The 13,575-nt window shown below is 74.8% G+C and carries 11 protein-coding genes; all 11 read left to right on the forward strand.

Going from position 1 to position 13,575, the window contains the following annotated elements; genetic code table 11:
• Positions 1-618 (forward strand): UDP-N-acetylglucosamine--N-acetylmuramyl-(pentapeptide) pyrophosphoryl-undecaprenol N-acetylglucosamine transferase (locus LWC35_RS37490; protein WP_269805472.1); only part of this gene is annotated, 618 nt, incomplete at its 5' end.
• A 34-nt stretch (positions 619-652) separates the two neighbouring features.
• Complete coding sequence (murC, locus tag LWC35_RS37495; protein WP_232875267.1) at positions 653-2,092, forward strand: UDP-N-acetylmuramate--L-alanine ligase; 1,440 nt, start codon at positions 653-655, stop codon at positions 2,090-2,092.
• Complete coding sequence (locus LWC35_RS37500; protein WP_232875268.1) at positions 2,089-3,099, forward strand: cell division protein FtsQ/DivIB; 1,011 nt, start codon at positions 2,089-2,091, stop codon at positions 3,097-3,099. Before murC ends, LWC35_RS37500 begins: the two co-directional genes overlap by 4 nt.
• Before the next feature lie 245 nt (positions 3,100-3,344).
• Positions 3,345-4,766: a cell division protein FtsZ gene (gene ftsZ, locus LWC35_RS37505; protein ID WP_232875270.1), complete on the forward strand. Its 1,422-nt coding sequence runs from the start codon at positions 3,345-3,347 to the stop codon at positions 4,764-4,766.
• A 147-nt stretch (positions 4,767-4,913) separates the two neighbouring features.
• Positions 4,914-5,648: a peptidoglycan editing factor PgeF gene (pgeF, locus tag LWC35_RS37510; protein WP_232875271.1), complete on the forward strand. Its 735-nt coding sequence runs from the start codon at positions 4,914-4,916 to the stop codon at positions 5,646-5,648.
• 108 nt (positions 5,649-5,756) lie between these two features.
• A complete protein-coding gene (locus LWC35_RS37515; RefSeq protein WP_232875272.1) occupies positions 5,757-6,500 on the forward strand; it encodes a YggS family pyridoxal phosphate-dependent enzyme in 744 nt (247 codons plus the stop codon).
• A 56-nt stretch (positions 6,501-6,556) separates the two neighbouring features.
• Positions 6,557-7,294 carry a cell division protein SepF gene (locus LWC35_RS37520; RefSeq protein WP_232875273.1) on the forward strand — a complete coding sequence of 246 codons (738 nt, stop codon included), beginning with the start codon at positions 6,557-6,559 and terminating at the stop codon, positions 7,292-7,294.
• A 3-nt stretch (positions 7,295-7,297) separates the two neighbouring features.
• Positions 7,298-7,591, forward strand: coding sequence for a YggT family protein (locus LWC35_RS37525; protein ID WP_232875275.1), 294 nt, complete (start codon positions 7,298-7,300; stop codon positions 7,589-7,591).
• 53 nt (positions 7,592-7,644) lie between these two features.
• A complete protein-coding gene (gene wag31 / locus LWC35_RS37530; RefSeq protein WP_232875276.1) occupies positions 7,645-8,517 on the forward strand; it encodes a DivIVA-like cell division protein Wag31 in 873 nt (290 codons plus the stop codon).
• A gap of 80 nt (positions 8,518-8,597) precedes the next feature.
• Entirely contained in the window at positions 8,598-10,187 is a 1,590-nt protein-coding gene (locus LWC35_RS37535; RefSeq protein WP_232875278.1) for a hypothetical protein, read from the forward strand.
• Positions 10,188-10,528: 341 nt separating this feature from the next.
• The coding region (ileS, locus tag LWC35_RS37540) for an isoleucine--tRNA ligase (RefSeq protein ID WP_232875279.1) at positions 10,529-13,575 on the forward strand (3,047 nt) is incomplete at its 3' end.

Below are 13,575 nucleotides of genomic sequence, written 5' to 3' on the forward strand. Positions count from 1 at the left end.
CCCGCCGCCCTGGTGCTCGCCATCCCGCGGCGGCACGCGGTCACCACGCTCGCCCGCGCCCGCCTGCGCGCGCAGGCCCGCCGCCGCTTCGGGCTGCCCCCGAACGGCCCCGTCCTGCTCGTCTTCGGCGGCTCGCAGGGCGCGCGGACCCTGAACGGCGCGGTCGCGCAGGCGCTGCCGGGCCTGCTCCACGAGGGCGTCGGCGTGCTGCACGCGCACGGCCCGACCGGGCACGCCGCCGCGCCGCAGCCCGGGTACGTGCCACTGCCCTACATCGACGACATGCACCTCGCCTACGCCGCGGCCGACGCCGTGCTCTGCCGGGCCGGCGCGATGACGGTCGCCGAGGTCTCCGCCGTCGGGCTGCCGGCGGTGTACGTGCCGCTTCCGCACGGCAACGGCGAGCAGGCGCTCAACGCCGGACCCGTCGTCGGGGCCGGGGGCGGAGTGCTCGTCCCGGACGCCGAGCTGACCGGCGACCGTGTCCTTGCCGAGCTGGTCCCGTGGTTCCGGGACCCGCGGCGGCTCGCCGCGATGGGCGCCGCGGCCCGCGCCTCCGGGCACGCCGACGCCGACGAGCGGCTGGCCCAGGTGGTGTTCGGGGTGCTCGGCAAATGACCGCCGACGTGCTCCTTCCCGCGGAGGCGGCATCATGACCGTGCACAGCTCCGTGCCCATGCTGGGGCCCCGGGTGCACCTCATCGGCATCGGTGGGGCGGGGATGAGCGGGATCGCCCGGATCCTGCTCGCCCGCGGAGTCGAGGTCTCGGGGTCCGACGCCAAGGACTCGCGCACCGTGCTCGCGTTGCGGGCGCTGGGGGCGTCGATCGCCGTCGGGCACGCCGCGGAGAACCTCGAGCAGCTCGCCGGGCCGCCGACGGTGGTCGTGTCGACCGCGATCCGGGAGTCCAATCCCGAGCTCGTGCGCGCCCGCGAGCGGGGGCTCACGGTCGTCCACCGGGCGCAGGCGCTCGCCGCGCTGACCCAGGGCTACCGGGTCGCCGCCGTCGCGGGCACGCACGGCAAGACCTCCACCTCGTCGATGCTCACCGTCGCGCTGCAGCACTGCGGCGTGGACCCGTCGTTCGCCATCGGCGGCGACCTCACGGTCACCGGCGCCGGGGCACACCACGGCGAGGGCGACGTCTTCGTGGTCGAGGCCGACGAGTCGGACGGCTCGTTCACCGCCTACGCGCCGCTCGTCGCCGTCGTCACCAACGTCGAGCCCGACCACCTCGACCACCACGGCGACGAGGCCGCCTACCGGGCCGTGTTCGAGGAGTTCCTCGGCAGGCTCGCGCCCGGCGGAACCCTCGTCAGCTGCGCCGACGACGAGGGCGCGGAGCGGCTGGCGGCGCGCGCCGAGGCCGGCGGCGTGCCGGTGCGCCGGTACGGGCGCACCGCGGCCGGCCCCGAGGACGCGGTCCTGCTCGACTTCCGTCCGGAGGGCGCCGGCTCGCGCGTGCGGGCCCGGCACGCCGGCGTGGAGCGGGAGCTGGAGCTGGCCGTGCCCGGCGAGCACATGGCGCTGAACGCCCTCGGCGCGCTGCTGGCCGGGGTCGCGCTCGGGGCGCCGGTGACCGGCCTGCTCGAGGGGCTCGCGGTGTTCGACGGGGTCCGGCGCCGGTTCGAGTTCAAGGGCCGCGCCGGCGGGGTCGCCGTCTACGACGACTACGCCCACCACCCCACCGAGGTCGCCGCCACCCTGCGCGCGGCCCGCGAGGTGCAGGCCCCGGCGGCCGGGCCCGGACAGGGCGGCCGGGTGATCGTGGCGTTCCAGCCGCACCTCTACTCCCGCACGCGGACCTTCGCCGAGGACTTCGGGCGGTCCCTCGCGCTGGCCGACGAGGTCGTGGTGCTCGACGTCTACGGCGCGCGCGAGGACCCCGAGCCCGGCGTGAGCGGCGCGCTGGTCGCCGACGCCGTGCCGCTGCCGGCCGAGCAGGTGCACTTCGTCCCGGCGTGGGGGGACGTGCCGGGCGTGCTCGCGGACCTGGCCCGCCCCGGCGACCTGGTCCTCACCATGGGCGCCGGCGACGTCACCGTGCTGGGCCCGGAGATCCTCCTCGAGCTGGACCGGGCCGCGACATGACCCGGCCCTCCTCCACCCGGCGCGGGCGCCGGTCGTCGGACCGCTCCGGCGACCGTGCCGACCGGGCTGCCGACCGGGCTGCCGACCGGGCTGCCGACCGGGCTGCCGACCGGCTGCCGGCGCGTCCGGCGGCCGCCGAGCGCGCCCGCCGCATCCGCGAGGAGCGGGCGGCCCAGCGGGAACGGCTGCTGCCGCAGCAGCAGCGGGCGGAGGAGAGGCGGGCGCGCAGGTCGGCGCAGCGCTCGGCGCAGGTCTCGGCGCGGCAGTCCCGCAAGACCCGCAAGGCGGCGCTCACGGCGGCCCGGCCCGGCGACCGGCGGTTCCGGGTCCGCCGGCGGGTCGCGCTGACCGTGTTCGTGCTCGTGGTGCTCGCCGCGCTGGGCGTCGGGTCGTGGCTGCTGCTCACCCGCTCCGGGCTCGCCGACGTGGAGACCGTGGAGGTCACGGGCACGCTGACCGTGTCGCGCGACGCGGTGCTGGGCGCCGCGGCCGTCGAGACCGGGGTCCCGCTCGCCGAGGTCGACACCAAGGCCGCCGCCGAGCGCGTCGCGCAGCTGCCCGGGATCGGCTCGGTGCAGGTCAGTCGCGGCTGGCCGCACACGGTGGAGATCGCCGTCGTCGAGCGGACGGCGGTGGCGCTCGCGCGGACCCCCCAGGGCGTCACGCTCGTCGACGCCACGGGCGTCGCGTACCAGAAGGCGCCGGAGGTGCCGCCCGCCCTGCCGATGCTGGGCTTCGGCGCCGTCGGGCCGGACGACCCGTCGACGAAGGCGGCCCTCGCCGTCCTCCAGGCACTGCCGTCGGACCTGCGCGGGCAGGTCACCACGATCGACGTCGACAACGCGGCCACCGAGCCCACCGTGCGCCTGGGGCTGGGGGAGCGGCAGGTGCTGTTCGGCTCCACGGACCGCGCGGACCGCAAGATCGCGGTGCTGGTGCCGCTGCTGACCCAGGAGGGCTCGGTCTACGACGTCTCCAGCCCGGAGCTCCCGACCGTCACGCGCTGACCCGGCCGGTACCTGAGACACCCGCTGCTCCGTACGGAGCAGTGCGTCGCTGTCCGTCAGGCCGGATGGACGCTGGGTCACGAGCAGGTCACGGATAGTCGGTCCCACACCATCGAGGTGTTGCCGACGCGCGGCGCGCCTGCTGGACCGTGCTGCCGGTCGGACCTAGCGTTCGACCGCGAACGGCCCGGACAGACCTGCTGGACGGAGCTGACCCGGACCCGAGCAACCGAGAGGTGCCGCGCATGACGCCCCCGCACAACTACCTGGCCGTGATCAAGGTGGTCGGCATCGGTGGCGGCGGCGTGAACGCCGTCAACCGCATGATCGAGGTCGGCCTCAAGGGCGTCGAGTTCATCGCGGTGAACACCGACGCGCAGGCCCTGCTCATGTCCGACGCGGACGTGAAGCTCGACATCGGCCGCGAGCTGACCCGCGGTCTCGGCGCGGGCGCCAACCCGGAGGTGGGCCGCAAGGCCGCCGAGGACCACCGCGAGGAGATCGAGGAGGTCCTCAAGGGGGCCGACATGGTCTTCGTGACCGCCGGCGAGGGCGGCGGGACGGGCACCGGCGGCGCGCCGGTCGTCGCGTCCATCGCCCGCAAGCTCGGCGCGCTCACCATCGGCGTGGTCACCCGCCCCTTCACCTTCGAGGGGCGCCGCCGCGCCGGGCAGGCGGAGGACGGGATCACCCAGCTCCGCAACGAGTGCGACACCCTGATCGTCATCCCCAACGACCGGCTGCTGCAGCTCGGCGACGTGGGCGTCTCGCTGATGGACGCCTTCCGCTCGGCCGACGAGGTGCTCCTCTCCGGTGTCCAGGGCATCACCAACCTGATCACCACACCCGGGCTGATCAACCTGGACTTCGCCGACGTCAAGTCGGTCATGTCCGGAGCCGGGTCCGCCTTGATGGGCATCGGGTCGGCCAGGGGGGAGGGCAGGGCCGTGCAGGCCGCCGGCAAGGCGATCAACTCGCCGCTGCTGGAGGCGTCGATGGACGGCGCCCAGGGCGTGCTGCTGTCGATCGCCGGCGGCTCGGACCTCGGCCTGTTCGAGATCAACGAAGCGGCGTCGTTGGTCCAGGAGGCCGCGCACCCCGAGGCCAACATCATCTTCGGCACCGTGATCGACGACTCCCTCGGCGACGAGGTGCGCATCACGGTGATAGCGGCCGGGTTCGAGGGCGGCACGCCCACGCACAAGAAGCTGGAACCCTCCGCCTTCCGCTCGGCCGAGCCCGCGGCACCCGTCGCGCCCGCCGCCCCCACCCCGCCGCCCGCGGCCCCGCCCGCGCCGCAGGCCCCGCCCTCGCCGGGTGGCACCGGCAACGGGCACGCCGGGTACCCGGCCGGTTCCGCGACGGCCTTCGGCGCGGGGGCGAACCAGAGCGGCACGCTGCCGCCCGTGGCGCCGTACTCGCCGCCGGCGCCCCGCCAGCCCGAGGTGGCCCGGCAGAACCCGGCCATGACGGAGCTGGGCGGCCCGGTGGGAGAGGGCTCGGGGCCGGCGTCCCCGTCGTCGCCGGCGTCCCCGCCGACCGGCATGCACGCGCAGCCGGACCCGGCTCCCGGCGCACCGTCGTCGTCCTCGGGCGCGCCGGTCGCGGAGAGCCGGAACGGGGAGGTCGACGACGACGTCGACGTCCCGCCCTTCATGCGCCGCTAGGTCCGGGGGACCCGAAGGAGGGGTGTGCCGGCGCCACCGAACCGCCGGCACACCCCTCCGCCCTCCGGGCACACCTGCCCCGACCGGTGTGCGGCCGCCCGACGCGGTGTGGCGAGGCACCGGGGCCGGCGTGGATAGGGTCGGGGGGTGAGTGAGACGGCGCAGCGCGCGCGGGTCCGCAGGGTCGTGACCACGAGGGCGGGCGGCCGGTCCGCGGCGCCCTTCGACAGCTTCAACCTGTCCCGCGCGGTGGGCGACGACCCCGCCGCCGTCGACGCCAACCGCTACCGCCTCACCCGCGAGCTGGGCCTGCGCGGCACCGTGTTCCTGGACCAGGTGCACGGCACCCGCGTCGTCACGGTCACCGAGCCCCCGCGGCGCAGCGCGCCCGACGTCCCGGAGACCGACGCCGCCGTCACGGCCGTCCCCGGGATCGGGCTCGCGGTACTGGCGGCCGACTGCACCCCCGTGCTGCTCGCGGACCCGAAGGCCGGCGTGGTCGGCGCGGCGCACGCGGGACGGGTCGGCGCGGCCGCCGGGGTCGTACCGGCCACGGTGGCGGCGATGCAGGAGCTGGGCGCCACTGTCGAGGACATCGAGGTGCTGCTCGGCCCCGCGGTGTGCGGGCTCTGTTACGAGGTGCCCGCCGAGATGCGGGCCGAGGTCGAGGCCGCGCTGCCCGGCAGCGCCGCGACGACCCGGCGGGGCACGCCGTCGGTCGACGTCCGCGCGGGCCTGTACCGCCAGCTCGCCGGGCTCGGCGTCACGAAGGTCGGCGTCGACCCGCGCTGCACCCGTGAGGACCCGGCCCTCTTCAGCCACCGACGGGACGCGCGGACCGGGCGGCTCGCCGGGGTGGTCTGGCTCGACGACGGCGCCTGAAGGACGGCGCCCCGTGGACGTTCGGGAGACATCACGGTTGCGTGACGCTCGCGACACCACCCCTTCGGCTCGCGGGCCCGGGCGGCCACGTTCCGTAAGGTTCGCCCGGTGACCCAGGAGGCCTCCCCGGAACGGCGCGCCGAGCTCGAGCGCCGCCTCGCCGAGGTGCGCGCCCGGATCGCGAAGGCCTGTGCCGCGGCCGGGCGCGACCCGGACGAGGTGGAGCTGCTCGCCGTCACCAAGACGATCCCCGCGGCCGACGTCGCCGCCCTCGTCGACCTCGGGCTCCTCGCGTTCGGCGAGAACCGGGCGCAGGAGGCGGCGGCGAAGGTCGAGGAGCTCCGCGCGCTGCGGCCGGACGCGCCGCTGCGGTGGCACTTCGTCGGCGGGCTGCAGCGGAACAAGGCGAAGCTGGTGGTCCCGTGGGTGACACGCGTCGAGAGCGTCGACTCGGCCCGGCTGGCCGCCGCGCTGGACAGGGCGGTGCTCCGCGCGCTCGACGAGGGCCTGCGGACGGAGCCGCTGCCGGTGCTCGTCCAGTACAGCGTGGACGGTGACCCGGACCGCGGCGGCGTGCCCGACGAGGGCCTGGCGGCGCTCGCGGACCAGGTCGCAGGGGCCGCCGGGCTCGTCCTCGAGGGACTGATGAGCGTCGCCCCGCTGGGTGCCGACGTCGAGGAGTCGTTTGCCGCGATCGAGGCGGCGGGTAGGCGGGTGCGGTCCTCGCACCCCGGCGCGACCGTGCTGTCGGCCGGGATGAGCGGGGACCTGGAGGTGGCGATCCGTCACGGTTCGACGGTCGCGCGTGTCGGAACGGCCCTTGTGGGGGACCGGACGTTAACCTCCCGGTGACTGCCCGGTCCGCGGGGGCGGACCGGCATCGGGGGCGTCGAGGATTGGGAGCACGGATGAGTGCGATGTACCGGCTCAAGGCCTACTTCGGCATGGTGCCCGCCGAGGAGATGGACTACGCCGACGAGCCGGACGCCTTCGCCGATCCGCGCCGCGCGCCCCGCGCCCGCACCGACCGCTGGTCGGACCCGGACGACCGTTTCGACGACGTGCCGGACCCCCGCGGCGGCTACCCCGAGTACGACGCGGGTCGCGACGAGCGCCCCCTGGACGACTGGAACCACCGGTCGGCGCGCGAGCCCGTCCGCCCGGCGCGTGCCCCGCGCGAGCCCGTCCGTTCGCCGGGTGGGCTGTCCGGCGGAGCGGGCGGCGGCCTTTCGGCGGGCGCGCCCGCCACGCGCGGCGCCCTGGCCGTGGACCGTGAGGAGTCCGTCCTGCGGGCTGCTCCCGAGCCGCCCGCGCCGGTCGCGGCGCCCTCCTCGGTGCCCGAGCAGCGCGACCGCGGCGCGGCCGCCCTGGCCCGCATCACGACCCTGCAGCCCAGCAGCTTCACCGAGGCCCGCACGATCGGCGAGCGGTACCGCGACGGCGTTCCGGTGATCATCAACCTGACCGACCTCGACGAGGCCGCCGCGCGCCGTCTCGTCGACTTCGCCGCAGGTCTGGCGTTCGCCCTGCGCGGCTCCATCGACAAGGTGACGAGCCGCGTGTTCCTCCTGACACCGGCGGACGTCGAGGTCTCGGCCGACGACGCCCGGAGGCTCGCAGAGCGGGGCCTCTTCCGCCAGGATTAGGGCGTGCCGATCGTCCTCCAGTTCGTCGTCTACTACATCCTGTTCTTCTTCTGGCTCCTGCTCGTCGCGCGGATCGTGGTCGAGCTGGTGCACTCGTTCGCGCGCGAGTGGGTGCCCGCGGGGCGCCCCGCCGCGGCGCTCGAGATGGTGTTCAGCGTCACCGACCCGCCCGTCAAGTTGTTGCGGAGAGTGATCCCCGTCGTCCGGATCGGGGGCGTCGGACTGGACCTCTCGATTATGGTTCTGCTGCTGGTGGTGTTCATACTGATGAGCATTGCCAGACCGGCGGTGGCGTGAGCCCCAGTCACCCGCCAGCCGGTTTGCCGCCGAGGACTGCATGAGGTGATCCGATGCCGCTGACGCCCGCCGACGTTCACAACGTCGCGTTCAGCAAGCCCCCGATCGGTAAGCGGGGATACAACGAAGACGAGGTCGACGCGTTCCTCGATCTGGTCGAGGCCGAGCTGGCCCGGCTGATCGAGGAGAACGAGGACCTGCGCGAGCAGGTCTCTCAGCTCGAGCAGCGCCTCGGCAACGCCGAGGCCGACCTGGAGGAGGCGCGTTCGCGCCCGCAGCAGGGCGGGATGGGGGCCCAGGCCGGCCCGCCGCCCACGCAGCAGATCCGGCCCGTGGAGCCGCCGCAGCCGCCGCGCCCGGTGGAGCCGCAGCGCGCCATGGGCCCGATGGGCGACGGCGACACCGGGGGCGGGGACCACCACGTCCAGGCCGCCAAGGTCCTGGGCCTGGCCCAGGAGATGGCCGACCGGCTGACCGCCGAGGCCAAGAACGAGGCCGACGCGATGCTGTCGGACGCCCGCGCCAAGTCCGAGCAGCTGCTCAGCGAGGCCCGGACCAAGTCCGACGGCCTGGTGAACGACGCGCGTGCCCGCGCCGAGACGATGCTCAACGACGCGCGGACCCGCGCCGAGACCCTCGAGCGGCAGTCGCGCGACAAGGCGTCCTCGCTGGTCAGCGAGGCCGAGCGCAAGCAGACCGAGATCATCGGCACCATCACGCGCGACAAGGGCGTGCTGGAGAAGAAGATCGACGAGCTGCGCACGTTCGAGCGCGAGTACCGCACCCGGCTCAAGACCTACCTGGAGTCGCAGCTGCGCGACCTGGAGGGTCGGGGCTCGGCCGCGCCGTCCGACGCCGCCCGGTCGAACGCCAACGGCGGGTACGCCGCCAGCGGCTACGGCCAGCGCGCGGACGCCGGAAGCTGACGGCCCGGCCCGGTCGTCCGAACGACTGGCGGGCGGCAGTGCGGTCCTCGTGCCGCCGCCCGCCGTACACGGGGTGAACAGTGCTGCTGCTGGTTCTCGTTCTGGTCCTGATCGCCTTCGGCCTGCTGGTCGTGGCGCTGCTCTCGGGCAGCGTGCTCTGGGCGTGGATCTCCGTGGCCGTCTCCGTGGCGGCCGCGGTGGCCCTGCTGGTCGACTGGCTGCAACGCCGCTCGGCCGTGAAGGCGGGCGCGGAGGCGCAGCAGCCCGCCCCCGGCGCCCCCGTGGCGCCGCAGGCGCCCCGGCGTGACATCGAGCCGGTCACCGAGGTGCTCCCGGCGCTCGGCCAGGGCTCACCCGCGCGCACGACGCCGGGCGGACCCGGGGTGGAGCGTGGACAGTCCTCGTCGGACTCCGGCCACGGCGCCGGCGCGGCGTCCGGGCCCGACGCCGAGGCGACCTCGGTGATGCCTCGGCTGGGACCGTCCGGCTCAGCCGAGCGACCGTCCGGCGCTATGAGTGACGACACTCGGTCGAGCGAATCTTCGTCACACAGCGTCACGAGTGACGAGGATCATGTCGCCGCTCCGGCGCGCCCCGGCTCCCCGCCGGAGGAGACCCACGCCGCTCCCGGTACGGCGGCCGGCGTCGCCGCCGCGGCGGGAGTCGCTGCGGCCGGTGCGGCGCACGGGAAGCACGAGAGCGAGGAGCCGTCGTCCGGCACCTCGCCCCACGAGCCGGCCTCGACGAACGCCCGTGGGGGAACCCGCGCGGAGGAGGCGTCGCCCGCGGAGCCGGCGGCAACGTTCGACGCGGCTCCGGCCGGGGAGGCGTCGCCGGCAGGCTCGGTGTCGTCGGAGTCCTCGGTGTCGTCGCCGTCCTCCGCGTCCTCGCCGTCCTCGGCGTCCTCGGCGGCGGCGGACCAGGCATCGGAACCCGGTCGGGCGGGCGGCACGGCGGCAGCCGGCCCGGCCGCTGGTTCCGGTGCCGCGCCCGGCGGTGCGGCCCCGGGTGCGTCTGCGTCGGGCGCCCAGGCCGCGGGTGCCCAGGCCGCGGGTACGCCGGCTCGGGAAGCCGTGGCGGCGCAGGGCACCACGCCCTCCTCCGTAGACGCGGCCGCCCGTGAGTCGTCGCCGGAGTCGCCGGCAGGGTCCTCCGCGGCTTCGGCGGCGGGCGGGACCGGGAGCACGACGACCCCGGACCCCGCAGCGACGTCCACCCCGGGCTCGGACATCGACGGCCCCACCGTGGCGACCCCGGCCCACGCCGGGTCCGCCCCGGCCGCCCAGCAGGGCGCGCAACCGGCGGACCGTCCCCAGGGGCAGGCCGACCGACCCGAGGGCCAGCAGGACCAGCCGGCGCAGGCCCCGTCCGGGCAGCAGCCCGCCGGCGGTCCGCCGCCGCTGGGCTCGATGCCGCCTCCCGGGCCGCACGGCGAGCCTCCGGAGGAGCCTCGGGACGCCACGGTCGCGGCGCTGGTCGCCGAGCTGGACGACGAGGTCGTCGTGGTCGACGAGCAGCCGCGCTACCACCTGGCCGGCTGCCGGTCGCTGCCCGGCCGCGCGGTGATCCCGCTGCCGGCCAAGGAGGCCGTCGAACTGGGCTTCACCCCGTGCGGCTGGTGCCACCCGGACCGCACCATGGCCAGCCGGCACCCGGCCGCGGCCCACTGACGGCCCCGCTTCGGGGCGGGCCGACAGCTCACCGACACCCCGCGTCCGGTCCGCCCGCGCACCGAGCGGCGCCGGCCCGGGCCCCCGGGACGTCCCGCGGAATATCCCGTCGACCGGGCGCGCTACCCTGGTCGCACAGGCACCGATCCGGCCATCACCGGGGAGCCTCCGGAAGAAACCCGGCACCGCCCGGGGAGTAGAACCGGACGGGTACGGCCCGTCACAGCCGTCGAACGAGCGGTCCCGCGCGTGCGGGGCAAGCGGGGTGGTACCGCGGCTCAGCACCATCGAGTCGTCCCCGTGCAGACAGCAACGGACTGCACGAGGAGCACCCGACCGCCATGAGCGAGAGCTACCCCCCGGTTCCCGCGCATCCCGCGTTCCCGCAGCTCGAGCGCGAGGTCCTCAAGTACTGGGAGGCCGACGACACGTTCGTCGCCTCCGTCGAGGCCCGCCCCGCCGGCGAGAACGGCAGCAACGAGTTCGTCTTCTACGACGGCCCGCCCTTCGCCAACGGCCTGCCGCACTACGGCCACCTGCTGACCGGCTACGTCAAGGACGTCGTCCCGCGCTATCAGACCATGCGCGGCCGGCACGTCGAGCGCCGGTTCGGCTGGGACACCCACGGCCTGCCCGCCGAGGTCGAGGCGGAGCGCCAGCTCGGGATCACCCACAAGTCCGAGATCGAGAGCATGGGTATCGCCGAGTTCAACGAGGCGTGCCGCACCTCCGTGCTCCGCTACACCGGCGAATGGCGCGACTACGTGACCCGCCAGGCCCGGTGGGTCGACTTCGACCACGACTACAAGACGCTCGACCTGGACTACATGGAGAGCGTCATGTGGGCCTTCAAGACCCTGTGGGACAAGGGTCTGGTCTACTCCGGGTTCCGCGTGCTCTGGTACTGCTGGCGCTGCGAGACACCGCTGTCGAACTCCGAGACGAAGATGGACGACGTCTACCGGGACCGGCAGGACCCGGCGGTCACCGTGGGCCTGCGGCTGACGAGCGACGACCCGGAGCTGAACGACGCCCTGGCGCTGGTCTGGACGACCACGCCGTGGACGCTGCCGTCGAACCTCGCGGTGGCGGTGAACCCGGAGGTCGAGTACTCGCTGCTCTCCGCGAACGGCGAGAAGTACGTGCTGGCCTCCGCGCGTGTCGCCGCCTACGCCCGCGAGCTGGGCGAGGAGCCCGAGGTCCTGCGCACCTTCTCCGGCCGCGAGCTGCTCGGTCTGTCGTACACCCCTGCGTTCGACTTCTTCGTCGGCCGGGAGAACGCGCACCGGGTGCTCGAGGCGGACTACGTCACCACCGAGGACGGCACCGGGCTCGTGCACATCGCCCCCGCCTTCGGTGAGGAGGACAAGGTCGTCACGGACGCGGCCGGGATCGAGGCCGTCGTCCCCGTCGACTCGCGGGGCGAGTTCACCGTCGAGGTGCCGCCGTACACCGGCCAGCAGGTCTTCGACGCCAACCCGAACATCATCCGCGACTTGAAGAGCGGTGCCCCCTACGTGAAGGGCGTCCTGCTCCGCCACGAGACCTACGACCACCCGTACCCGCACTGCTGGCGCTGCGGCAACGCCCTGATCCAGCGCGCCGTCGACTCCTGGTTCGTGCAGGTCACGGCGTTCCGGGACCGGATGGTCGAGCTCAACAAGCAGATCAACTGGGTGCCCGGCAACATCCGGGACGGCCAGTTCGGCAAGTGGCTGGAGGGGGCCAGGGACTGGGGGATCTCCCGCAACCGGTTCTGGGGGAGCCCGATCCCGGTGTGGGTGTCCGACGACCCGCGCTACCCGCGTACGGACGTCTACGGCTCGCTCGACGAGCTGGAGCGGGACTTCGGCGTCCGGCCGACGGACCTGCACCGGCCCTTCATCGACGAGCTGACCCGGCCCAACCCGGACGACCCGACCGGGAAGTCGACCATGCGCCGCGTGCCCGAGGTGCTGGACTGCTGGTTCGAGTCCGGCTCGATGCCGTTCGCGCAGGTGCACTACCCGTTCGAGAACCGGGACTGGTTCGAGGACCACTACCCGGGCGACTTCATCGTCGAGTACAACGGCCAGACCCGCGGCTGGTTCTACACGCTGCACGTGCTGGCCACGGCGCTGTTCGACCGTCCGGCGTTCGAGACCTGCGTGGCGCACGGCATCGTGCTGGGCGACGACGGCGCCAAGATGTCGAAGTCGCTGCGCAACTACCCGGACGTCAACGAGGTCTTCGACCGCGACGGCTCCGACGCCATGCGCTGGTTCCTCATGGCGAGCCCGATCCTGCGCGGCGGGAACCTGGTCGTCACCGAGCAGGGCATCCGTGAGGGCGTCCGGCAGGCGATCCTGCCGCTGTGGAACACCTGGTACTTCCTGTCGCTCTACGCCGGGGCGGCCGGGGTCGCCGGGACCACCCGGACGGACTCCACGCACGTCCTCGACCGGTACGTGCTGGCCAAGACGGCGGACCTGGTGGACGGCGTGACCGCGGCGCTCGACGCCTACGACATCGCCGGGGCGTGCGAGCAGGTCCGCGACCACGCCGAGGTGCTCACGAACTGGTACGTCCGGCGCTCCCGGGACCGGTTCTGGGCCGGGGACCGGGCGGCGATCGACACCCTGCACACGGTGCTGGAGGTGACCGCGCGCGTCGCCGCGCCGCTGTTGCCGCTGACCATGGAGCAGCTGTGGCAGGGCCTCACCGGCGGCCGGTCGGTGCACCTGACGGACTGGCCGTCGGCCGCCGAGCTGCCGCACGACGCGGCGCTGGTCGCCGCCATGGACCGCGTGCGGCAGGTGGCCTCGGCGGGGCTGTCGCTGCGCAAGGCCCGCAAGCTGCGCGTCCGGCTGCCGCTGGCCTCGCTGACGGTGGCCGCCGCCGACGCGGAGACCCTCGCGCCGTTCGCCGACATCCTGCGGGACGAGGTGAACGTCAAGGAGGTCGTGCTGACCACGGACGTCGCGACCCACGGCCGCTTCGAGCTGACGGTCAACGCCCGCGCCTGCGGTCCCCGGCTGGGCAAGGAGACCCAGACGGCGATCAAGGCCGTGAAGGCGGGGGACTGGACGCCGAACCAGGACGGCACGGTCACGGCCGGCGGCATCCGGCTGCTGGAGGGCGAGTTCTCCGAGCGGCTGCTCGCGGCGGACCCGCAGTCCACCGGGGCGCTGCCCGGCAACAGCGGGCTCGTCGTGCTCGACACCGAGGTCACGCCGGAGCTGGCGGCCGAGGGCACGGCGCGCGACGTCGTGCGGGCGGTCCAGCAGGCCCGGCGCGACGCCGGGCTCGACGTCTCGGACCGGATCGCCCTGACCCTGGACGCCCCGGAGCCGGTGCTCGACGCGGTCCGGGCCCACGAGACCTTCGTGACCGGCGAGGTGCTGGCGAC

The organism is Pseudonocardia kujensis (assembly GCF_021283305.1).
Taxonomy (GTDB): domain Bacteria; phylum Actinomycetota; class Actinomycetes; order Mycobacteriales; family Pseudonocardiaceae; genus Pseudonocardia; species Pseudonocardia kujensis.

Bases quoted from the DNA above. Each gene is read 5' to 3' on its own strand.
- ftsZ (WP_232875270.1), top strand. From the start codon at position 3,345: ATGACGCCCCCGCACAACTACCTGGCCGTGATCAAGGTGGTCGGCATC.
- wag31 (WP_232875276.1), top strand. From the start codon at position 7,645: ATGCCGCTGACGCCCGCCGACGTTCACAACGTCGCGTTCAGCAAGCCC.
- LWC35_RS37520 (WP_232875273.1), top strand. From the start codon at position 6,557: ATGAGTGCGATGTACCGGCTCAAGGCCTACTTCGGCATGGTGCCCGCC.
- LWC35_RS37500 (WP_232875268.1), top strand. From the start codon at position 2,089: ATGACCCGGCCCTCCTCCACCCGGCGCGGGCGCCGGTCGTCGGACCGC.
- murC (WP_232875267.1), top strand. From the start codon at position 653: ATGACCGTGCACAGCTCCGTGCCCATGCTGGGGCCCCGGGTGCACCTC.